Source organism: Aeromicrobium jepli, assembly GCF_047246605.1.
Taxonomy (GTDB): domain Bacteria; phylum Actinomycetota; class Actinomycetes; order Propionibacteriales; family Nocardioidaceae; genus Aeromicrobium.
The window spans coordinates 532919-553918 of record NZ_JBFOKO010000002.1; the positions used below are offsets into that span (position 1 = coordinate 532919).

Here is a 21000-nt window from a genome sequence, read left to right on the forward strand (position 1 = left end):
CGTCCCCGGTGCGACGATGGACTCCCCCACGACGCGACAGGACGGGACGATGACGACCGAGGTGCTGCGGTATGCCGCGTTCACGACGGACCAAGGCGGCGGGAACCCCGCCGGCGTGGTCCTCGACGCGGACGGCCTGACCGACGACGAGATGCTCGCGATCGCGCGGGAGGTCGGCTACTCCGAGACGGCGTTCCTGTCGGAGGCCGCGACCGCCGACGACGCGACGACGGCGCAGGTCCGCTACTTCAGTCCCGTCGCCGAGGTCGCGTTCTGCGGCCACGCGACCGTCGCCACCGCCGTCGCGTTCGCCGAGCGGCACGCGCCGGGACGGCTCGCGCTGACGACGCCCGCCGGGCTGGTCACGGTCGACAGCCGGGTCGAGGCCGGTCATGTGGTGGCCACCCTGACGTCGCCGCCGGCGCGGACGCGGCCCGTCGACCCGTCCGTGCTGCACGAGGCGCTCGCCGCGCTGCGGTGGACGGTCGACGACCTCGACCCCGACCTTCCCCCGCACGTGGCCTTCGCCGGCGTCCAGCACCTCGTGCTGGGCGTGCGCCGCCGTGAGACGCTCGCGGCGCTCGACTACGACTACCCCGCCCTCGAGACGCTCATGGCCCGCGAGCAGTGGACCACCGCGCACCTGTTCTGGGCGCAGGACTCCCTCACCTTCCACGTCCGGAACCCGTTCCCGCCCGGCGGCGTGGTGGAGGACCCCGCGACGGGGGCGGCGGCCGCCGCGTTCGGCGGCTACCTGCGCGAGCTCGGGCTCGTGCCGACGCCGACCCGCGTCACGATCCACCAGGGCCACGACATGGGCCGCCCGAGCGAGCTGCTCGTGGACCTCGTGGCGGACAGCCCTGGCGTCTCGGTGACCGGCCGTGCGGCGGCCATCGCCGACCCGGCGTAGCGACGCGACCCCACGGTTCCGGGGGAAGCGCCGACCCCGCACCCGGCACTACGGTCGGCACCATGCGTCTCCTGCGTCCCTTGCTGCTGGCCCTGTTCGCGCTGTTGCTCGTCCCGTTGGCCGCCACCCCGGCGCAGGCCGCGGACGGCCGGATCACGGGCGTCGCCGTCGGCCCCGACGGCAAGCCGCTGCCGTGGCTGCGCTGGGAGGTGTTCGAGTACCAGGGCGGCGAGTGGCGCACCCTGCCCTTCGGGCCGAAGCTGACGGACGCGAAGGGCCGCTTCTCGTGGACCGTGCCGCAGGGCAAGCCGTACCGTGTGTGCTTCTTCGACGACAACTACCTGTACGGACCGACGAGCACCGGGTTCTGGCAGCCCGAGGTCCGGCACCGCGACACGTGCTGGCCCAACACGACCTCGGTGCAGACGGCGACCAGCTGGACGCCCACCGCCGCGGCGCCGTCGAGGACCTTCTCGGTCACGCTGCCGAGGCAGGGCCTGGGCATGGCCCCGGTCGAGCCGTTCTGGGTCGGCTCCTTCCGCGTCGGCGAGCCGATCACGATCGTCGGCCAGGAGGGCTGGCGCCCGACCAACGCGACCTTCACGTACCGGTGGATGAGCCGCAAGGGCAGCACGACCGCCCCGATCGCGGGCGCGACGTCCGCCACGTTCACCCCGACCCCCGCCCAGGACGGCGCGTGGATCTGGGTCGAGGTGACGGCCAGCCGGGCCGGCTACAAGCCCGCGACCCTGACCACCCCGTCGACGATGGTCGGCGGCACGCAGCACGTCGTGCCGACCTCGTCGCTGAGGATCTCGGGCACCGCCGCACCGGGATCGACGCTGACGGCTTCCTTCGGCAAGCCGGCGAACACGTACAGCGAGATCGACTGGTACGTCGACGGCGTGCCGCAGCCGCAGGGGACGACCCACGACGCCGCCACCTCGCGGTTCACCGTCACCGCCGCCCACGCTGGCGCCAGGATCGACGCCCGGCTGAAGATCTACAAGCAGGACGCCCAGGGCAACTACGTCGACGGCAGCGACGCGTACCAGCGCGCGCAGGTCCAGGTCTCGGGCAGCCGCCCGGCCAAGCCGCTCGCCGTGGCGCCCGCCGTCGCCGGCACCCCCACCGTCGGCCGCACCCTGGCGGCGCCGACCCGCGTGACCGCCGACCCGGACGCCACGGTGAGCTACCAGTGGCTGCGCGGCTCCTCCGCGATCAAGGGCGCCACGCGGAGCCGGTACAAGGTCACGTCGGCCGACGTGAACAAGACGCTCAAGGTGCGCGTCAGCGTCCGCCGGCCGGGCTGGTGGAACCCCTACGTCAGCACCTCCCGGGCCACCGTCGGCAAGCGTGCGCTCAAGGCCGGCACGGTGAAGGTCTCGGGCACCGCGAAGGTGGGCCGGAAGCTCACCGCGAAGACGGCGAAGTGGGGTCCGCGCCCCGTCAGGGTCCGCCACCAGTGGCTGCGCAACGGCAAGCCGATCAAGGGGGCGACGAAGGCGACGTACAAGGTCCGCCGGGCCGACCGGGGCAAGGTCGTCCGGGTCCGGGTGACCGTGTCGAAGGCGAAGTACCTGACGGTCCAGAAGACGAGCCCGGGTCGCAGGATCAAGCGCTGAGCGGTCCCCGGCCCGAGATGTGTAGCGGCTCCCACCTGAATCCGGTTGATTCGGCCCGATTGCGGTGGACACCGCTACACATCTCGCGGCGGGACGCCGGTCATCAGGACTGCTCGAGGTACCTCAGCACGGCCGCGACGCGCCGGTCCGTGTGGTCGTCGGGGGCGAGGTCGAGCTTCATGAAGATGTTGCGGATGTGCTTGTGCACGGCGTTGTCGGTGATGTGCAGCCGCTGTGCGATGGCCGCGTTGCCCAGTCCCTCGGCCATGACCGACAGCACCTCGCGCTCGCGGGCCGTGAGCCGCTCGAGCGGGTCGCCGGACCGGCGCTGCGCGAACAGCTGGGCCACGACCTCGGGATCCATCGCGGTGCCGCCGTGGGCGACGCGCTGCAGCGCCTCGACGAACGAGTCGACGCGGCCGACGCGCTCCTTGAGCAGGTAGCCGACGCGCTCGGCGCCGTCGGCGAGCAGGTCCGTCGCGAAGCTCTGCTCGACGTAGGCCGAGAGCACGAGGACGGCGAGACCGGGCTGGGCGCGGCGCGCGGCGACGGCGGCCCGGATCCCCTCGTCCGTGTGGGTGGGCGGCATCCGCACGTCGACGACCGCGAGGTCGGGCCGGTGCTCGGTGACGGCGGCCAGGAACGCGTCCGGGGCGGCGGTGGCCGCGACGACGTCGAAGCCCTCGCCGCGGAGCACGAGGCTCAGTCCCTCCCTCAGCAGCGTGTCGTCCTCGGCGATCACGATCCGCACGGCAGCTCCACCTCCAGCTCGGTCGGCCCGCCGGGCGGGCTGGTCAGCCGGGCGGTCCCGTCGAGGGCCTCGACACGGCGGATGATGCCGGCCAGGCCGGAGCCCGCCGCGGGGTCCGCTCCCCCGCGCCCGTCGTCGGCGACCCGGACGCGCAGCGTGCCGGCGACGAGCCGGACCTCGACCTCGGCGTGCCGCGCGGCGCTGTGCCGCGCGACGTTCGTGAGCGACTCGGCCACGACGAAGTAGGCCGTCGCCTCGACGCTCGCGGGGCACCGCACCGGCACGTGGATCGAGATCGTGCAGGGCACGGCGCAGTCTGCGGCGAGCGCGCCGAGCGCTCCCTCCAGACCTCGGTCCTCCAGGACGGGCGGCAGGATCGAGCGCACGACGGCGCGCAGCTCGGCGAGCGCCTCCTCGGTCGTGTCCTGGGCGCGCGCCAGGATCTCGTGGGCGCGCTCGGGATCGCGATCGACCTCGCGCCGCGCCGCACCGATCAGCACCGCGACGCCCACGACGCGGTTCTGCGCCCCGTCGTGCAGGGCGCGCTCGATCCGCCGCAGCTCGATCGCGTGCGCGTCGAGCGCTGCCGCGCGCGTGGCGGTCAGCTCGGCCACACGGGCGGTCAGGTCCGTGCCGGGGACGGGCCCGAGCAGCGCGAGGCCGGGACGCGCCTGCCAGGCCAGCAGTCGCGGCGTGCCCACGAACCAGAGGACCAGCGCGGCCAGCCCGATCACCGGTCCCCACCGGGCGGACTCGGGGCTGTTCGCAGGGACGAGTCCGTTCAGCAGGGTCCGCTCGCCCGCGCCGACCTCGCTCCACCACAGCGGATACGTGAGGTCGTGCACCGCGATGAGCAGCAGCTGGAGCACGATCGCGCCGAGCAGCAGGCCCGCGGTGCCGTGGACGAGGAGCCAGCCGAGCTCGCGCCGGGTGGCCGGGTCCATCACCTGCTCCTCGGGACCGCCGTCCAGCCGGGCGGGGGCGTCGACGGCGTGCCCGAGCCGCCGGAGGCGCCGCCGCTCCGCGTCCGTGAGCCCGCGCAGCCAGCCGAGCGCGGGAAGAACCAGCGGGCGGCCGACGCGCAGGAACCACAGCACCGCGACCAGCAGGCCCACCGTCAGCGACAGGATCGCGACGAGGCCGAGCCACGCGCCGTACGCGGCGTACACGGTGGCGCGGGCGACGGCGCGAAGGCGCGTGACGAATCCTCGTCCGATCGGCGCCAGCTCGCTGTTCATCGCCGTCACGCTACCGGCCGTGACGGGGCCTGTCGGTACAGCACGCTGTACCCCCGATCGGGCAGGTGACGGGATGGGCTCGCAGTCTCGGCGTTCCTACGTTCGAGACATGAGCCCTCACACCTCCCACCTCGCGCTCGAGCTGCGCGACGTCACCAAGGCCTACGGGCCCGTCCGCGCCCTCGACGGCGTCAGCCTGACCGTGCCCCGCGGCACCTTCCTGGCCGTCATGGGCCCGTCCGGGTCGGGCAAGTCCACGCTCCTGCAGGTCGGCGCCGGACTCGACACGCCGACCTCGGGGCGGGTCGTCATCGGCGGACACGAGGTGTCGCGACTCGACGAGACGCAACGGACGCTGGTCCGGCGCCGCGCGGTCGGCTTCGTCTTCCAGTCCTACAACCTGCTGCCCTCGCTCAGCGTCGAGGAGAACATCACGCTGCCCCTGCGGCTCGCCGGCGCCGAGGGCGACCGCGCATGGCTCGCTCAGGTGGTCGACCGGATCGGCCTGGGCCCGTTCCTGGGCCGCCGCCCCGCCGAGCTGTCGGGCGGCCAGCAGCAGCGCGTCGCGATCGCCCGCTCCTTGGTCGCGCGGCCCGACGTGGTGTTCGCCGACGAGCCGACCGGCGCGCTGGACGCGGCGACCGCGAGCGACGTGCTCGGCCTGCTGCGTGACCTGGTCGACGACTTCGGCCAGACCGTCGTGATGGTGACGCACGATCCGCGTGCCGCGGCGCGTGCCCACGCGACCGTCGTGGTCGACGACGGCCGCCTGCGCGACCACCTGGCGAATCCGTCGGCCGAGGCGCTCGCCGCCAGCCTGGTCGGGGTCCGCTGATGCGCACCGCCGTCCCCGCCCGCACCCTCGCGCGCGGTCACGCCGGGGCACTGCTCGGTCTCGCGTTCGCGATCCTCGGCGGCTCGGCGCTCGTCACGGCCGGTGCCGTGCTGACCGAGACCGCCGTGCGCGCCGAGGTCCCGCCCTCGCGGCTCGCCGCGGCGCAGATCCTCGTCTCCGCGCCCCAGCGGGTGCCCGTCGTCGAGGACTTCGACGTCCGGCTGCCCGAGCGCGCGACCGTCCCGCTCGGTCTCGCCGATCGTGTCGAGCAGGTCCCGGGCGTCGCCGGGGCCACCCCCGACGTGACCTTCCCGGTGTCCGTCGAGGCGGACGGCGCGACGCTCACCGCCGACGCGCACGACTGGTCCGTCGCCGCCCTGGCCGACCCGGTCCTGCGCGGCGTGGCGCCCGACCCCGGCTCCGTCGTCCTCGACGAGGAGCTCGCCGACGCCGGCGGCCTCGACGTGGGCGACCGGCTGCGGATCTCCGGCGCGACCGCGCGCGACGTCCGGGTCGCCGGCGTCGTCGACGCGCCCGGCGCCGGCGTCCACCTGTCGCCGGCGGCGGTGCGCGAGCTCTCCCCCGTGCCGGACCGCGCGGACCTGCTCGCCGTCCGGGTGAGCGACGGCGCCGACGTCGACGAGGTCGCCGCCGGCGTGGAGCGCGCCGTGGGCGACGCGGCCGAGGTGACCACGGGCGACGCGCGCGGCGCGGTCGAGTCCCTCGCCGTCGGCAACGCGCGACTGCAGCTCCTCGAGCTGGCCGCCTCGATCGCCGGAACGCTGCTGATCCTGGTCGGCTGCATCACCGCGAGCGCTCTGACGGTCCTGGTGGCGAACCAGCGTCGCCAACACGCGCTGCTGCGAGCGGTGGGATCCACGCCGCGCCAGATGCGAGACCTCGTCACGCGGCAGGCGACCGCCGCCGCCGTCGCCGGCCTCGTGCCCGGCATCGCGCTGGGGTACCCGCTGGCGGGGTGGTTCGCCGGCCAGCTCGCCGAGCGCGGGCTGCTCGCCACCGAGCTGCCGGCCGTGTGGTCGCCGCTGGCCGGTGCGGCCGTCGCCGTGCTGACGGTGCTCGTCGTCCGGCTGGCCGCGCGGGGCGTGACGTGGCGGGCGTCCCGACGACCCGCGACGGCCGCGCTGGGCGAGTCCCAGGTCGAGCCGCGCCGGCCGTCACGGGTACGGACCGGCCTCGGCCTGGCGCTCATCGCCGCCTCGCTCGCGCCCGCGTTCGGTGCGCTCGCCCTCGGCGGCGAGGACGCCTTCCTCTCGGCCGTGAGCGGGACGCTCCTGGGCGTCGTGGGACTGGGACTCGCCGGGCCCGCTCTGACCCGTGCGGCGACCGGCCGGCTGGCCGCCCGCGTCGGCGCGGGCCAGCCAGTGACGGGCTGGCTCGCCGTCCACCAGGCGCACGCGTACTCGCTGCGCACGGCGGGCGCCGTGAGCGTGCTGGCGCTGGCGTTCAGCCTCACGGTAACCCAGGTGTACGCGCAGTCGACGCTCGAGCGCGCGTCACAGGCCCAGCTCGCCGAGGGCGTCACCGCACCGGCCCGCGTCAGCGGTCCGCTCACACCCGCCGACGTGGCGGACCTCGCCGCGACCGACGGGATCGACGCGGCCGTGCCGATGGTCCCGGCGTCGGTCGTGCGCACGAGCCGGACGCTGGGCGACACCACGACCGAGCGGCTCCCCGCGCTGGGACTCGGACCGGGCGCGGAGCGCGTCGTCGACCTCGACATCGCCGACGGTGACCTGGCCGACCTGCGCGGCGAGACCATCGCGCTCGACGCGACGACCGCCGGGCGGTGGGGCCTCGAGGTCGGCGACCTGGCCGACCTGCGCCTGGGGAACGGCGCCGAGGTGCGGCCCGTCGTGGTCGCCACGTACCGCCGGGGACTCGGCTTCGGCACGGTCGTGACCTCGACCGACCTGCTGTCGGCGCACGGCCTCGCGCGCTCGGTCGACACCGTGCTGGTCGACGGAGATCCGGCGGCGCTCGACGCGTGGGCGGCGGACCGGCCCGCCGTCGCCGTCGGCGCGGCCTCGGTCCCCGGTGACGAGGCGGGCGTGCAGCGCTGGATCAGCCTCGTCGTCCTGCTGCCGATGCTGGCGTACGTCCTGGTGGCCGTGGCGTCGAGCCTGCGCACGACGACCCGCCGCCGCCGCGACGAGCTGGCCACGCTGCGGGTGCTCGGCGCCACGCCCCGCCAGGTCCGGGCGATGGTGACCCGCGAGGCCGCCCTGCTCGCCGCCCTCGCGATCGGCGCCGGAGTCGTGATCGCGGTGCTGCCCATGTCGGTGCTGGGACTCGGCGTCCTCGCGCGGCCGTGGCCGCAGGGCCCCCTGTGGGTCCTGCCCGCCATCACCGCCGTCGTGGCGCTCGTCGCGGTCGGCTCGATGCGCGGTGCGGCGCGCAGGCTGCTGCGGCGCTCGCCGCTCCCGGGACGCTGACGCATTGCCGCCGTCCCTCCCACTTGCGGTCGCGCTCCGATTGCCGCACCCTGCGCACGCTTGTACGGTCGAGGCAGCGGTGCTCCAGCAACGGGCACTGGATCCTCCTCATCCCGAGGAGTCTGCAGTGCAGACCGATTTCGAGTTCACGTGTCAACCGCCGCTGGGCCGGCTTCGCATCGTCGGGGACCTCGACGCCAACACCGTCGACCACCTGACGGACGTGCTGGAGTGCCTGGCTCTGCGCGGGTGCACCCGCGTGGAGGTCGACGTGGAGGAGGTGACGTACATCGACACCCGCACCCTGCACGTGCTGCACGAGGTCCATCGCCGGCTCGTGATCCGGGGCGGCGGCCTCAGCCTCGTCTCCACGGGCAGCTACCACGAGCTCGTGGCCCGCCACGCGGGATACGGCGCGCTGCTGCCGCAGCCACGCCTCACGGCGCAGGACGCCTCGGTGACGATGTCCGTCCCCGCTCCCGAGGAGAGGATCTGGGCCCATGAGTCAACAGTCATTGAGCGACCGGCTGGCGCGCGCGGCGCGGGAGCTGAACAGCGCGAACGACCCCGTCGCCACCATGGAGACGGCGGTGCAGCTGACCCTCTCGAACATCCGCGGGTGTGAGTTCGCCGGACTCTCGCTCACCACGAAGGACGGCGGCATCACCACGCCGGCCTGCAGCGACGAGGTCGTGCTGCGGGCCGACGCCCTGCAGAACGAGCTCGGTGAGGGTCCGTGCCTGCGCGCCGCGTGGGAGGAGCGCGTCGTGCACTCCGCCGACCTGACCGCCGACCCTCGCTGGCCGGTCTGGGGCCCGCGCGTCGCCCAGCGCGAGGGGATCCACAGCATCCTGTGCGTCCAGCTCTTCACGTTCGAGGACACGCTCGGGGGGATGAACATGTACTCCACCCGCAAGCACGGCTTCGACGCGTCGGACGTGGACGAGGCGACGGCGCTGGCGGCACACATCGCCATCGCGGTGTCCTCCGCCGAGACCCAGGCGCACCTCACGCGGGCGCTCGATGCCCGCACCGTGATCGGGCAGGCGGTGGGCATCATCATGGAGCGCTACAAGCTGGACTCGTCGTCCGCGTTCCGGGTCCTGGTGCGGACCAGCTCGCATGCGAACATCAAGCTGCGCCGCATCGCACAGGAGCTCGTCGAGACCGGGAACCTGCGCGGGACGCCTGCCCCGTCGGACCTCGCCCAGGACGCGAGCTCGCTCGAGGACAGTCACTGACGAGGGCTCACAGGGCCGCCGCCACCGCCAGGTCGTCCGCGAGACGGCGCAGCTCGCCGGCGTAGTCCCCGCGGTCCCGCAGCCGCAGCAGCGCCGACGGGTGCGTCGTCACGACGACCTCGTACGGCGCGTCGACGTCGAGGGGCCGGCCGCGCTCCTGCGTGACCTTCACCGGGCGACCCAGGACGGATCGGCCGGCGGTCGCGCCGAGGCACACGACGACGCGCGGCCGGACGACGGCGAGCTCGGCCTCGAGCCACGGGTGGCAGGCCTCGATGTGGCTGACGGCGGGCTTCTCGTGAATTCGGCGCTTGCCGCGCCGCTCGAAGCGGAAGTGCTTGACCGCGTTGGTCAGGTAGACGTCCGAGCGCGCGATGCCGGCCTGCTCGAGCGCCTCGTCGAGCACGTGGCCGGCGGGGCCGACGAACGGCTCGCCCTCCAGGTCCTCGCGGTCGCCCGGCTGCTCGCCGACGAGCATGACGGTCGCGCTCGCGCGGCCCACGGAGAACACGGCCTGGGTCGCGTCGCGGTAGAGCTCGCAGTTGCGGCACGCGTGGAGTTCCTCGCGCAGCTCGGTCAGCTTCGTCACGACGGGCACGTACCCAGCCCCGCGCGGCGCTCACCCCGCGACGTGCCGGCTCAGGGAGCCCGTGGCACGGTGGACCGGATGCACGCCGTACGACGACGACTCCTGGACCACTGGACCAGCCATCCCCGGATCGCGCTGGCCCTGCGCGCGGCCGTGGCGTCCGCGATCGCCTGGATCCTCGTGCGGTTCGTGCCGGGCTCGCAGGACTACCCGTACTACGCCCCGTTCGGCGCGATCATCGCGACGACGTCCACGCTGGCGGGCTCCGTACGCGAGTCGCTCCAGTCCGTGGGAGCCATCGTCGTCGGCGGCGTGATCGCGTGGGCCGTGGACCTGGTCGTCGGCGACGACATCGCCGCGCTGACGATCGGTCTGGTGGTCGCGATTTCCGTCAGCGTGGCCGGCTGGCGCGTGCTCGGCGCGATGGGCGGCTGGGCGCCGACGGCCGCGGTCTTCACGCTCATCATCGGGCACGGCGAGGCCGGGTTCATCGGCGCGTACGGCGGCCTGACCCTGTTCGGCGCGCTCATCGGCATCCTGGTCAACATGCTGGCGCCCCCGCTGCCGCTGGCTCCCGCACGGATCGCCGTGTCGCGAACCCGCTCGGTCCTGGCGGCGCAGCTGCGTGAGCTGGCCGAGCTCATGGTCCAGTACGAGCTGCCGACCCTCGAGCAGTGGCACCGCGAGCACGGCGAGCTCGGCCGTGCCCGGGCGGACATGCAGCGGGCGGTCTCACGCGTGCACGAGTCCCTCACCGCGAACGCCCGCGCCCGCCGCCACCGGCAGGCGCTCGACGTCCTCACGCAGCAGGCCGAGTCCCTCGACCGGGTCTCGCTGCTGGTGTCCGACGTCAGCGACCTCGTGCTGCGGCCCCACGGCGTGCCCGGCTACCCGTCGATGCAGGCGGCGCTGACCGACGAGGTCCGCGAGCCGATCGCCCGCGCCATGGCGCGCGTGTCCGACGCCCTCGAGGCCAAGGGCCACGGTGCCGACCCCGACCCCGAGCTGGCCGCGGCGGACGCCGAGCTCAACCGCCTGCTGGAGGCACAGTCGTTTCGCACGCACGAGCAGATGCTCGTGCACAGCGTCGTGCTCGCGCTGCGCCGCGCCCTCGACACATTCGAGTGACCGGCCCGCCCGCGACGGCGAGCGGCTAGCGTGACAACGCGCCGGGTCCCCGGTGCACGAGTGACGAGGGAGTTCACATGGCCGGCAACTTCGGCGACCACCAGCTGGGCATCTACCTGTCATCGCTGGGAGACGCTCCCCCGCCGGAGTTCCCGTTCCACATCGACGAGTGGGCGCGCCGCGCCGAGCGGGCGCTCCCCGCGGACGTGTGGGACTACGTCGTCGGCGGCGCCGGCGACGAGGCGACGCAGGACGGCAACGTGGCCGCGTTCGCGCGGCACGGCCTGATGCCGCGCATGCTGTCGGGCGCGCAGGACCGTGACCTGTCGATCTCGCTGTGGGGCATCGACCTGCCGTCGCCGCTGCTCATGGCGCCGGTCGGGGTGATCGGGATCTGCACCGAGGACGGGCACGGCGACCTGGCGGCCGCCCGTGCCTCGGCCGCGACGGGCGTGCCGTTCATCGGATCGACGCTCATGCAGGACCCGCTCGAGGACGTGGCGCGGGAATGCGGGGACACGCCCGCGTTCTTCCAGCTCTACACGCCCCGGAACCGCGAGCTGGCCGAGAGCCTCGTGCGGCGGGCCGAGCAGGCCGGGTACCGCGCGCTCGTCGTCACGCTGGACACGTGGACCCTCGGCTACCGTCCCCGCGACCTGCGGCACGGGACGTTCCCACAGCTGAGCGGCCTGTGCCTGGCGAACTACACGAGCGACCCGGTGTTCCAGTCGATGGTCCCCGCGGGCTCGGACCCGCTCACCACCGTCGCGACGTGGGCCGGGCTGTTCGGGGACCCGACGCTCACGTGGGACGACCTCGCGTGGCTGCGCGGCCTCACCGACCTGCCCATCGTGCTCAAGGGGATCTGCGCGCCCGACGACGCCCGGCGGGCGGCCGACGCGGGCATGGACGGCATCTACTGCTCGAACCACGGCGGCCGCCAGGCGGCCTCGGCGCCCGCGCTGCAGTTCCTCCCCGGCGTCGTCGAGGCGGCCGGCGACCTTCCCGTCCTGTTCGACTCCGGGGTCCGGACGGGCGTCGACGCGGTGAAGGCCCTCGCGTTGGGCGCCACGGCCGTCGGCATCGGCCGTCCGTACGCGTACGCGGCGGCCACCGGCGGCACCCCGGCGATCGAGCACCTGCTGCGCTGCCTGCTCGCCGAGATGGACCTCACGATGGGCCTCAACGGCTACGCCGACCTCGCCGCCCTGCGCGCCGCCGGCACCATCCCGATCGGCTGAGTCGCTCGGCCGGGGCTGTCGGTTTCCCCGGTTAAGTAGGTTCTCCCTCACTCAACGTGGGTTTCGATCCACGTTGAGTGAGGGAGAACCTCGTTCAGTGCCGCCCGTGGTCGGTCAGGAGCTGCCACCGACCGTCGATCCCGGCTGTCGGTCACTCCGCGGCACTGAGCGTGGAAAACCCGCACTTCACGAGGTTCGCAACCCTCGTGAAGTGACAGGAAACCTACTTAACCGGGGAAACCGTCAGGCGGACTGCGCGGTGCGCGCGGCCACGAGGTTGAGGGCGATGTCGACGATCATGTCCTCCTGGCCGCCGACGAGGCGGCGCTGGCCGCACTCCATGAGGATGTCCCGGACGTCGACGCCGTACTGCTGCGAGGCCCGCTCGGCGTGGCGCAGGAAGGACGAGTAGACACCGGCGTAGCCGAGGGTGAGCGTCTCGCGGTCGACGCGGACCGGGCGGTCCTGCAGCGGCCGGACGATGTCGTCGGCGGCGTCCTGCAGCCTGAACAGGTCGCAGCGGTGCTCGAAGCCCGACAGGTCGGCGACGGCGATGAACGCCTCCAGCGGGCAGTTGCCGGCACCGGCCCCGTGGCCCGCCAGCGAGGCGTCGACGCGCGTCACGCCGTTCTCGACGGCGACGACCGAGTTGGCCACCGACAGCGACAGGTTCTCGTGGGCGTGGATGCCGATCTCGGTGCCCTCGTCGAGGACGTCGCGGTAGGCGCGCACGCGGGCGGCGACGTCCTTCATCGTCAGGCGGCCGCCGGAGTCGGTGACGTAGACGCAGTTCGCCCCGTACGACTCCATGAGCCGCGCCTGCTGGGCGAGCTTCTCCGGCTCGGCCATGTGCGACAGCATGAGGAAGCCCGAGACGTCCATGCCGATCTCGCGCGCCGTCTCGATGTGCTGCGCCGAGACGTCCGCCTCGGTGCAGTGCGTCGCAACGCGGACCGAGCGCACGCCCAGGTCCCAGGCACGCTGCAGCTCGTGGATCGTGCCGACGCCCGGCAGCAGCAGCGTCGTCAGGCGCGCGTTCTGCAGCACCGACGCGGCGGCCTCGATCCACTCCCAGTCGGTGTGCGAGCCGGGGCCGTAGTTGAGCGAGCCGCCGGCGAGGCCGTCGCCGTGCGCGACCTCGATCGCGTCCACGCCGGCCTCGTCGAGGGCCACGACGATGCGCTTGACGTCCTCGGGCGTGATGCGGTGGCGGACGGCGTGCATGCCGTCACGCAGGGTGACGTCCTGGACGAAGATGGGGGTGCTCACGTCAGTTCTCCTGGCTCTTCGAGGCGGCGACGCGCTCGGCCATCTGCAGCGCGGCCGAGGTCATGATGTCGAGGTTGCCGGCGTACGCGGGGAGGTAGTCAGCGGCGCCCTCGACCTCGAGGAACACCGAGACCTGGTGGGTGGGCCGGGTCGCGCCGGCGGGCACGAGCGTCTCGACGGGCTGGTCCGCGGGCACCTCGGTGACCTGGACCTGCTGCTTGAGCCGGTAGCCGGGCACGTAGGCCGCGACGTCGCCGATCATCTTCTCGATGGAGTCGACGATCCGCTCGCGGGTCTCGGCCTCGGGCGCCTCGACGAGGGCCAGCACGGTGTCGCGCATGATGAGCGGCGGCTCGGCCGGGTTGAGGATGATGATCGCCTTGCCGCGGCCCGCGCCGCCGACCTGCTCGATCGCCGACGAGGTCGTCTCGGTGAACTCGTCGATGTTGGCGCGCGTGCCGGGACCGGCGCTGCGCGAGGCGATCGACGCGACGATCTCGGCGTAGGCCACGGGCGCGACGCGGCTGATCGCCGCGACGACGGGGATCGTCGCCTGGCCGCCGCAGGTCACCATGTTCACGTTCGGCGCGTCGAGGTGCTCCTCGAGGTTGACCGCGGGCACGACGTACGGCCCGATCGCGGCCGGCGTGAGGTCGACGAGGCGCTTGCCGAGCGGCGCGAGGACCGACGCGTTGTGCTCGTGGGCCTTCGCCGACGTGGCGTCGAAGACGATCTCGATCTCGTCGAAGCCGGGGAGGCGGGTCAGCCCCTCGACGCCCTCGTGGGTGATCGGGACGCCCTTGGCGGCGGCGCGGGCGAGGCCGTCGGACTCGGGGTCGATGCCGACCATCGCGCCCATCTCCAGGTGCCGCGAGCGCAGCACCTTGATCATGAGGTCGGTGCCGATGTTGCCCGAGCCGATGATGGCGACCTTCGTGCTCATGCCTGCTCCTTGCTGAACGTGGCCGAGACGCTGCCCAGGCCGGTGATGGTGACGACGACCTCGTCGCCCGGCGCCACGGGGCGCATGGGGCCGAGGGCTCCGGACAGGACGACCTGGCCGGCGCGCAGCGGCTCACCCAGGTCGCGGGCCGTGCGGGCGAGCCACACGACCGCCTCGAGCGGGTCGCCCAGGCACGCGGCGCCGGTGCCGGTGGAGACCTCGTCGCCGTTGATCGTCATCGACATGGCGACGTCGCGCGGGGTCACCTCGTCGAGCGTCCGACGCTCGGAGCCGAGGACGTAGACGCCGGCCGAGGCGTTGTCGGCCACCGTGTCGCCGAACGTGATGTCCCAGTCGGCGACGCGGCTGCCGCACACCTCGATCGCGGCGACGGCGTGGCCGATCGCGGCGCTGACCTGCGCGTGGTCGAGCTCGCCGTCCGCGAGGTCCCGCGCGAGCACGAACGCCACCTCGGCCTCGGCCTTGGGCTGCAGCACCGCGTCGTGCGCGATGAGGTCGCCGTCGGAGTAGGCCATGTCGTCGAGGAGCACGCCGAAGTCGGGGCGGTCGACGCCGAGCTGGGCCTGGACGGCCTCGGAGGTCAGGCCGATCTTGCGGCCCACGACCGTGCGGCCCTGCGCGAGGCGCTGCTCGATGTTGACCCGCTGGACGGCGTACGCGGCGTCGATGTCGTCGGCGCCGATGAGGGTGCGCACCGGCGGGATCGGGGTGCGCGTCTCGTCTGCACGGCGCAGCCACGCCGCGGCCTCGGTGATGACCGCGGGATCGACGGTCGAGGGGGTCTCTGTCATGGTTTCAGCCTCTCTTCCGGGTCATCCCGGAGTCCACGCATTCGTTCCACTGAGCGGTACGCTGATCGTGTGCCCGACGATCCGCACGTGACCGCCCTGGACACCGTCCTGGGCAAGGCCGTCGCGATCCTGCGCGCGTTCGGCGCCGACGACCGCGTGCTGCCCCTGGCCGAGCTCGCCCGGCGTACCGGGCTGGCGAAGGGCACGCTGCACCGCGTCGCCGGGGACCTCGTCGAGCACCGGCTGCTCGACAAGACGCCGCGCGGGTACCGCCTGTCCGGCGGGCTGTTCGAGCTCGGGCTGCGCGCCTCGGCCGAGCGGACCCTGCTCGAGCTCGCGATGCCGTTCCTGCAGGACCTCTACGAGCGCACCCACGAGACGGTCCACCTGGGCGTGCGCGAGGGGCACGAGGTCGTCTACGTCGCCAAGATCGGCGGCCACCGCCAGGCCAAGGCACCGTCCCGCACGGGCGGCCGCATGCCGATGCACTGCACCGCCATCGGCAAGGTGCTGCTCGCGCACGCCGACCCCGAGCTGCGCACCGAGGTGCTGACGAGTCCGCTCGAGCGGCGCACGCCGCACACGATCGTCGCGCCGGGGATGCTCGAGCAGCAGCTGACCCGCGTGCTGGAGACCGGCGTCGCGTTCGAGCGCGAGGAGTCCACGCCCGGCCTGCTGTGCGTCGCGGCTCCGGTCCTGGAGGCCGACGGCCGCACGACCGTCGCGGCGATCAGCGTCACCGGTCCGGTCGGGCGGTTCCGTCCCGAGGCGCACGTCGCCGCCGTGCGGGCCGCGGCCACGGGGCTCGGCTCGACGCTCGCCCGCCGGCCGCGCTGACGCGGTCAGCACACCTGCGTGCGCAGGTGCGGCTTCTGGACCTTGCCGCTCGCATTGCGCGGGAGCAGCGGGACCACCTCGAGGCGGCGCGGCAGCTTGTAGCGCGCGAGGCGCTCGCCGGCGAACGCGCGCAGCTCCTCGAGGGTCAGCGACGCGTCCTCCTGCAGCACGACGAACGCCGCCACCGTCTCGCCCCACTCCTCGTCGGGCAGGCCGACGACGGCCACCTCGAGGATCGCGGGGTGCTGGTAGAGCACGTTCTCGACCTCGGCCGGGTAGATGTTCTCGCCGCCGGAGATCACCATGTCCTTCAGCCGGTCGACGACGAACAGGTAGCCGTCCTCGTCGCGGTAGCCGACGTCGCCGGTGTGGAACCAGCCGTCGGCGTCGATCGCCTCGGCCGTCGCGTCGGGCCGGTTCCAGTAGCCGCGTGTGACGTTCGCGCCGCGCAGGCAGATCTCGCCGCGCTCGAACGGCTCGGTGACCGGGCGGCCGCCGTCGTCGAGCTTGAGGTCGACGTACAGCGGCGGGCGGCCGGCCGACCCGAGCCTGGCCAGCGCCTGGTCGGCGCTGAGGAAGCTCGCGGCCGGAGCCGTCTCGGTCAGGCCGTACCCCTGGAGCATCGCGATGCCCTTGTCGAGCCAGCTGCGCAGCAGCGACTCCGGCACGGGCGCGCCGCCGCAGATCGCCATGCGGACCGTGCCGAGGTCGGCGTCGGCGAAACGCGGCGAGCGCTCGATCATCCCGAACATCGCCGGCACGCCGAAGACCGTGGTGACGCCGTAGCGCGCGATGTCGTCCAGGACGCGGTCGACGTCGAACGAGCGGTGCAGGACGACCTCGCCGCCGTGCAGCCACGTGCTGAGCGTCGTGACGTTGAGCCCCGCGATGTGGAACAGCGGCGCCATCGTGAGCGTCACGTCGTCGCGCAGGACGTCGAACTGCGTGGCCAGGTTGGCGGTGCTCCACCACAGGTTCGCGTGGCTGAGCATGACGCCCTTCGGCGTGCCCGTCGTGCCGGACGTGTACATGAGGATCGCCAGGTCGTCGGGCTGCACCACGGGGTGCTGCGCGAGCGGCGCGGCCGCCGCGATCGCCTCGTCGTAGCCCTCCCCCACCACGAGCAGCCGGCCCGCGAAGGACGCCGCGGCGAGCGTCGGCGCGTGGTCGGCGTCCACGACCGCCGTGTGCACGCCCGCGTCGCGCAGCACGAACCCGATCTCCTCGGCGGCGAGGCGGTGGTTCAGCGATACGTACACCGCCCCGAGTCGCGCCGCCGCCATGAGGACCTCGAGCGCCGCGGGCTGGTTGAAGCCCAGGAACGCCACGCGGTCGCCCGGCGTGACGCCGCCGTCCGCGAGCACCGCCGCGAACCGCTCGACGCGGTCGGCGACCTCGCGGAACGTGGCCGTGCGGCCCTCGAACGTCAGGGCCCGCCGGTCCGGCGTGCGGTCGGCGCGAGCGGTGAACCAGGTGCCCAGCGCGATGTGGGACAGGGACATGGGTCTCCTCCGGGAGTCGGTGCGGTGCTCAGCGAGGCGCGGGCCGCAGCACGTGGCCGCGGACGAGCGCGACGGGCGAGCCCGCGGCGGTGCGGATCTCGACGTCGACCACACCGCTGCGGCCGCCGTCGTGGACGGGACGGGCGTGTGCGTGCAGCACGTCGCCGTCTCGCGCCGGGGCGAGGTAGGTGATCGTGGCCGAGGTCGTGACGACGACGGCGCCCGCGGCGCTGGCCGCCTGGCCGACCGCCGTGTCGCCCAGCAGGAACAGCACGCCGCCGTGGCACGTGCCGCCCGGGTTGAGCATGTCGGCGCGGACCGTCATCGCCAGCACGACCTCGTCGTCGGCGGCCTCGATCACCTCGATGCCGTGCCGGGCGGCCCCGGCGTCACGCGCGAGCAGGTCGCGCACGCGCTCGAGGTCGCCCACCACGCCGACGGGACTCACCGGGCGGCCGCCTCGGCGACACGGCGGTCGTGCGCCTCGTCGGCGACCGCGGCCTCGACGTCCATCGCGTCGCGCTGGTCGGCGCCGCGGTACGTGGCGTGCAGCAGCAGGATCGCGACGCCCGAGAGGGCGAGGATCGCGCCGTAGAGGTTGTACAGCTCACCCGGCGTGAAGCCGCGCTCCTGCAGGAACGTGGCCATGTTCGGCGCGAAGAACGCGACCGCACGGCCGGCGCCCATCATGAGGCCCACGGCGGCGGCCCGGACCGCCAGCGGGTAGATCGACGGGCTGATGGCGTAGTACGCCGCGACGCTGCCGTTGACCGCCAGGCCGACCATGACGGCCAGCACGAGCACCATGGTGCGGTGGTCGAAGAAGGACGCGAAGGCCACGAAGACCGCGAAGCCGACGATGCCGAGCGCGGCCGTGACGACGCGCGGGTGGAATCGGCGAGCGGCCAGCGAGAACAGCAGGGCGCCCACGACGCCGCCGCCGGCGACCATCGACTGGGCCTTGATGCCGAAGTCGGCGTTGCCGGTCGTCTCGGCCACGAGCTTGGCCGTGAGGCCGTTGGCGAAGTAGAACGAGGCGATGACCAGCGCGTACGCGATCCACAGCAGGATCGTGCGCGGGAGCATGCGGCCGGTGAAGACACTGCGCACGAACGCACCCTTGACCGGCGCGGCGCCCACCGGGACGGGAAGCTTCGTCACCTGGTTCGCGCCGATGCGCGCCGCGATGCGGTTGTACGCGGCGAGGGCGCCCTTGGGCCGCTTCTGCACGAGGAAGTCGACCGACTCCGGCAGCGCGACGAGGGCCACGAGCGCCAGCACCGCGGTGACGATCGCGGAGAAGAAGTAGGGCCCGCGCCACGTGAACGCGTCGATCAGCGCGACCGACAGGAACCCGCCCAGGGCCGCGCCGAGCGGCAGGCCGATGCCGTACACGCCCATCACGGCGCCGCGGCGCTTCTGGTTCGAGTACTCCGCGACGAGGACGTTGATGCTGGGGATGATGGCACCCAGGAACAGGCCACTGAAGAAGCGCCCGGCGAGGAACTGCTCGAACGTGGTGACCAGGCCCGTGGCCGTCATGCCGACGACGATGAGCGCGAGCGACGCCAGGATGTGCCGGCGACGGCCGACGCGGTCGGCGAGCGGGCTGAGCACGACGGCGCCGATGCCCATGCCGAGCGTGCCGAACGAGGCGACCAAGCCTTGCTCGGTCGGCGTGAGGCCGAAGTGCTCGGTCAGCGCGGGCAGCGTGAACGCGGTCACGAGGATCTCGTAGCCGTCGACCATCGTCAGCAGGATGCACACGCTGACGATGACCCATTGGAACGATGTCATCGGATTGCGCCGGATGGCGTCGGTGAGTTCCATGGGGACCCCTAGGTGGTGAAGCGTGCACTTAACGCACGCTGACGTGTAAATATGGATAGATGGTGTCCCCCGTCACACCGGCGTGTCAAGCGCCACATCCGGATCAAGCTCGTCGTCTACGCTGAGCCACGATGAGCGAGACACGACCGGCCCCCGGCTCCCAGACCCTGGCGCGGGGCCTGCGCGCCCTGGAGCTCGTGGCCCAGGCGGCGGACGGCGCCTCCATCCAGGAGATCGCCGCCGAGCTGGGCGTCCACCGCTCGATCGCCTCCCGCCTGCTGTCGACCCTCGCGGAGGCGAGGCTCGCGGTCCGCGGCGCCGACGGGCGCTACCGCGCGGGCGCCGGACTGGCCGCGCTCGCGGTCGGCATCCACGCCTCGCTGCGCGCCGCCGCCGAGCCCGTCATGCGCGAGCTCGCGGCCAAGCTGGGCGCGACGATCTCGTTGCTCGTCGTCGAGGGTGACGAGGCTGTCGCCCTCGCGGTCATCGAGCCGCCGTCGTCGGCCTACGTGCTGTCGTTCCGCACGGGCAGCCGGCATCCCCTCGGGCGCGGCTCGGCGGGCGTCGCCCTGCTGGCCGCGCAGGCCGCCGCACCGCGCGAGACCGAGGCGGTCCGCACGGCACGCGAGCAGGGCTACGCCGCCACGTTCGGCGAGGTCGAGCCCGGCGCGTACGGGGTCGCCGTGCCACTGCGGCACACCGACGGACTGCCCGTCGCGTGCCTCAACCTCATCACATACCGCGAGGAGATCGCGGACTCCGCGGCCCCCGTCCTCATGGACGCGGCCGAGCGCATCTCGGACGCCCTGCGCTGACCCCTCGCTACACGCCCCCGTCTTGACAACCGTCGGCGGGGAATGCTCCTATGGCCTGAGTCACATGTGTAGATATCGCCTATGCAGGTGTAAATAAAGCACACAGGAGCCGATCTTCATGCCCCTCACCCAGGAATCCGCCGCGCGCGACATCACGCTCCCCTCGGGCACCCACGTGCGCTACTACGAGGCCGGCGACGCCCACGCGACGCCCGTCGTGCTGCTGCACGGCTCGGGCCCCGGCGCCACCGGCTGGTCGAACTTCTCGGGCAACATCGGCGCGATCGCCGACGCGGGCTTCCGCGTCCTGGCGCCCGACATGCCCGGCTGGGGCGGCTCGGACGCCGTCGCGACCAAGGACATGGACCACGACCGCGACCTCGTCGAGCTGCTCGACGCACTCGGCATCGAGGCCGCCGCGCTGGTCGGGAACTCGATGGGCGCCCACACCGCCGTGCGGTTCGCGACACTGCACCCCGAGCGCATCACGCACCTGGTCACGATGGGCGCGTCGCTCGGCCGCGGTCAGGCCAGCCTGTTCGGTGCGGGCGACGGCCCCAGCGAGGGCCTCAAGACGATCGTGCGCGCCTACAAGGACGCCAGCCCCGAGAACATGAAGGCGCTCGTCGAGATCATGACGTACGACAAGGCGCGCTTCGCCACGCCCGAGCTGACGAAGGCGCGGTCGGACGCCGCGCTCGCCCGGCCCGACCACCTGCGGAACTACGTCGAGGGCCTCGCCCACGGCGCCCCCATCCCGATCCGTGTCGACCGTGAGCGGATCCGCGAGATCGAGGCGCCCGCGCTGCTGATCCACGGCAAGGACGACCGCGTCCTGCACTTCGAGGTCACGCTGTTCCTGCTGGCGAACATCCCGAACTCGCGCGCCGTGCTGCTCAACCGCTGCGGCCACTGGGCCATGATCGAGCACGCCGAGGAGTTCAACCGCCTCGTCGTCGACTTCCTGCGCAACAACTGAGG

General features: G+C 73.4%; 20 protein-coding genes. 11 read left to right on the forward strand and 9 right to left on the reverse strand.

What is annotated here, in order from left to right:
- Positions 1-16 precede the first annotated feature (16 nt).
- Positions 17-910: a PhzF family phenazine biosynthesis protein gene (locus AB3M81_RS06240; RefSeq protein WP_412903040.1), complete on the forward strand. Its 894-nt coding sequence runs from the start codon at positions 17-19 to the stop codon at positions 908-910.
- Between the two features lie 62 nt (positions 911-972).
- The gene (locus tag AB3M81_RS06245) at positions 973-2535 is read left to right on the forward strand and encodes a hypothetical protein (RefSeq protein ID WP_412903041.1); all 1563 of its coding nucleotides are present in this window, start codon (positions 973-975) and stop codon (positions 2533-2535) included.
- 103 nt (positions 2536-2638) lie between these two features.
- On the opposite strand, the gene AB3M81_RS06250 is transcribed toward AB3M81_RS06245, so the two are convergent.
- Together AB3M81_RS06250 and AB3M81_RS06255 are read right to left on the reverse strand one after the other, a co-directional pair.
- Complete coding sequence (locus tag AB3M81_RS06250) at positions 2639-3286, reverse strand: response regulator transcription factor (protein ID WP_412903042.1); 648 nt, start codon at positions 3284-3286, stop codon at positions 2639-2641.
- Positions 3274-4524, reverse strand: a complete 1251-nt coding sequence (locus tag AB3M81_RS06255) for a sensor histidine kinase (protein ID WP_412903043.1) — start codon at positions 4522-4524, stop codon at positions 3274-3276. The genes AB3M81_RS06250 and AB3M81_RS06255 overlap by 13 nt, the downstream gene beginning before the upstream one ends.
- Positions 4525-4633: 109 nt before the next feature.
- On the opposite strand from AB3M81_RS06255, the gene AB3M81_RS06260 reads away from it, so the two are divergent.
- The 4 genes from AB3M81_RS06260 (at position 4634) to AB3M81_RS06275 (ending at position 9053) form a co-directional block, all read left to right on the forward strand.
- A complete protein-coding gene (locus AB3M81_RS06260; protein WP_412903044.1) occupies positions 4634-5359 on the forward strand; it encodes an ABC transporter ATP-binding protein in 726 nt (241 codons plus the stop codon).
- On the forward strand, positions 5359-7812 hold the full coding sequence (locus AB3M81_RS06265) for an FtsX-like permease family protein (protein ID WP_412903045.1): 2454 nt from the start codon (positions 5359-5361) through the stop codon (positions 7810-7812). The genes AB3M81_RS06260 and AB3M81_RS06265 overlap by 1 nt, the downstream gene beginning before the upstream one ends.
- Before the next feature lie 127 nt (positions 7813-7939).
- Entirely contained in the window at positions 7940-8437 is a 498-nt protein-coding gene (locus AB3M81_RS06270; protein WP_412903046.1) for an STAS domain-containing protein, read from the forward strand.
- On the forward strand, positions 8403-9053 hold the full coding sequence (locus AB3M81_RS06275; protein WP_412903047.1) for a GAF and ANTAR domain-containing protein: 651 nt from the start codon (positions 8403-8405) through the stop codon (positions 9051-9053). Before AB3M81_RS06270 ends, AB3M81_RS06275 begins: the two co-directional genes overlap by 35 nt.
- A gap of 7 nt (positions 9054-9060) precedes the next feature.
- Here AB3M81_RS06275 and AB3M81_RS06280 read toward each other — a convergent pair whose 3' ends face one another.
- Positions 9061-9642: a UdgX family uracil-DNA binding protein gene (locus AB3M81_RS06280; protein WP_412903048.1), complete on the reverse strand. Its 582-nt coding sequence runs from the start codon at positions 9640-9642 to the stop codon at positions 9061-9063.
- Between the two features lie 78 nt (positions 9643-9720).
- On the opposite strand from AB3M81_RS06280, the gene AB3M81_RS06285 reads away from it, so the two are divergent.
- The gene (locus AB3M81_RS06285; protein ID WP_412903049.1) at positions 9721-10770 is read left to right on the forward strand and encodes an FUSC family protein; all 1050 of its coding nucleotides are present in this window, start codon (positions 9721-9723) and stop codon (positions 10768-10770) included.
- A 77-nt stretch (positions 10771-10847) separates the two neighbouring features.
- Entirely contained in the window at positions 10848-12011 is a 1164-nt protein-coding gene (locus AB3M81_RS06290; protein WP_412903050.1) for an alpha-hydroxy-acid oxidizing protein, read from the forward strand.
- A 243-nt stretch (positions 12012-12254) separates the two neighbouring features.
- Here AB3M81_RS06290 and dmpG read toward each other — a convergent pair whose 3' ends face one another.
- The 3 genes from dmpG to AB3M81_RS06305 are packed head-to-tail and all read right to left on the reverse strand — an operon-like array spanning position 12255 to position 15035.
- A complete protein-coding gene (gene dmpG, locus AB3M81_RS06295; RefSeq protein WP_412903051.1) occupies positions 12255-13280 on the reverse strand; it encodes a 4-hydroxy-2-oxovalerate aldolase in 1026 nt (341 codons plus the stop codon).
- Between the two features lies 1 nt (position 13281).
- Positions 13282-14223 (reverse strand): acetaldehyde dehydrogenase (acetylating), encoded by a 942-nt coding sequence (locus AB3M81_RS06300; protein ID WP_412903052.1) that lies wholly within the window; start codon positions 14221-14223, stop codon positions 13282-13284.
- Complete coding sequence (locus AB3M81_RS06305; protein ID WP_412903053.1) at positions 14220-15035, reverse strand: 2-keto-4-pentenoate hydratase; 816 nt, start codon at positions 15033-15035, stop codon at positions 14220-14222. Before AB3M81_RS06305 ends, AB3M81_RS06300 begins: the two co-directional genes overlap by 4 nt.
- Before the next feature lie 69 nt (positions 15036-15104).
- Here AB3M81_RS06305 and AB3M81_RS06310 point away from each other — a divergent pair, with 69 nt between their 5' ends.
- Positions 15105-15872 (forward strand): IclR family transcriptional regulator, encoded by a 768-nt coding sequence (locus AB3M81_RS06310; RefSeq protein ID WP_412903054.1) that lies wholly within the window; start codon positions 15105-15107, stop codon positions 15870-15872.
- Positions 15873-15877: 5 nt separating this feature from the next.
- Here AB3M81_RS06310 and AB3M81_RS06315 read toward each other — a convergent pair whose 3' ends face one another.
- From AB3M81_RS06315 to AB3M81_RS06325, 3 genes are read right to left on the reverse strand one after another with little or no spacing between them, the layout of a single operon-like run.
- Positions 15878-17374 carry an acyl-CoA synthetase gene (locus AB3M81_RS06315; protein WP_412903055.1) on the reverse strand — a complete coding sequence of 499 codons (1497 nt, stop codon included), beginning with the start codon at positions 17372-17374 and terminating at the stop codon, positions 15878-15880.
- 28 nt (positions 17375-17402) lie between these two features.
- Positions 17403-17822, reverse strand: coding sequence for a PaaI family thioesterase (locus AB3M81_RS06320; protein ID WP_412903056.1), 420 nt, complete (start codon positions 17820-17822; stop codon positions 17403-17405).
- Positions 17819-19204: an MFS transporter gene (locus AB3M81_RS06325; protein WP_412903057.1), complete on the reverse strand. Its 1386-nt coding sequence runs from the start codon at positions 19202-19204 to the stop codon at positions 17819-17821. The genes AB3M81_RS06320 and AB3M81_RS06325 overlap by 4 nt, the downstream gene beginning before the upstream one ends.
- A gap of 131 nt (positions 19205-19335) precedes the next feature.
- Between AB3M81_RS06325 and AB3M81_RS06330 the strand changes: the two genes are divergently transcribed.
- Both AB3M81_RS06330 and AB3M81_RS06335 read left to right on the forward strand, forming a co-directional pair.
- Positions 19336-20019, forward strand: coding sequence for an IclR family transcriptional regulator (locus AB3M81_RS06330; protein ID WP_412903058.1), 684 nt, complete (start codon positions 19336-19338; stop codon positions 20017-20019).
- A gap of 118 nt (positions 20020-20137) precedes the next feature.
- Positions 20138-20998: an alpha/beta fold hydrolase gene (locus AB3M81_RS06335; protein WP_412903059.1), complete on the forward strand. Its 861-nt coding sequence runs from the start codon at positions 20138-20140 to the stop codon at positions 20996-20998.
- Positions 20999-21000 lie beyond the last annotated feature (2 nt).

Excerpts from the sequence above, each read along its gene's own strand:
- AB3M81_RS06240 (WP_412903040.1), top strand. The coding sequence starts at position 17 with ATGGACTCCCCCACGACGCGACAGGACGGGACGATGACGACCGAGGTG.
- AB3M81_RS06245 (WP_412903041.1), top strand. The coding sequence starts at position 973 with ATGCGTCTCCTGCGTCCCTTGCTGCTGGCCCTGTTCGCGCTGTTGCTC.
- AB3M81_RS06255 (WP_412903043.1), bottom strand. The coding sequence starts at position 4,524 with ATGAACAGCGAGCTGGCGCCGATCGGACGAGGATTCGTCACGCGCCTT.
- AB3M81_RS06260 (WP_412903044.1), top strand. The coding sequence starts at position 4,634 with ATGAGCCCTCACACCTCCCACCTCGCGCTCGAGCTGCGCGACGTCACC.
- AB3M81_RS06265 (WP_412903045.1), top strand. The coding sequence starts at position 5,359 with ATGCGCACCGCCGTCCCCGCCCGCACCCTCGCGCGCGGTCACGCCGGG.
- AB3M81_RS06285 (WP_412903049.1), top strand. The coding sequence starts at position 9,721 with ATGCACGCCGTACGACGACGACTCCTGGACCACTGGACCAGCCATCCC.
- AB3M81_RS06290 (WP_412903050.1), top strand. The coding sequence starts at position 10,848 with ATGGCCGGCAACTTCGGCGACCACCAGCTGGGCATCTACCTGTCATCG.
- AB3M81_RS06300 (WP_412903052.1), bottom strand. The coding sequence starts at position 14,223 with ATGAGCACGAAGGTCGCCATCATCGGCTCGGGCAACATCGGCACCGAC.
- AB3M81_RS06305 (WP_412903053.1), bottom strand. The coding sequence starts at position 15,035 with ATGACAGAGACCCCCTCGACCGTCGATCCCGCGGTCATCACCGAGGCC.
- AB3M81_RS06315 (WP_412903055.1), bottom strand. The coding sequence starts at position 17,374 with ATGTCCCTGTCCCACATCGCGCTGGGCACCTGGTTCACCGCTCGCGCC.
- AB3M81_RS06325 (WP_412903057.1), bottom strand. The coding sequence starts at position 19,204 with ATGGAACTCACCGACGCCATCCGGCGCAATCCGATGACATCGTTCCAA.
- AB3M81_RS06330 (WP_412903058.1), top strand. The coding sequence starts at position 19,336 with ATGAGCGAGACACGACCGGCCCCCGGCTCCCAGACCCTGGCGCGGGGC.
- AB3M81_RS06335 (WP_412903059.1), top strand. The coding sequence starts at position 20,138 with ATGCCCCTCACCCAGGAATCCGCCGCGCGCGACATCACGCTCCCCTCG.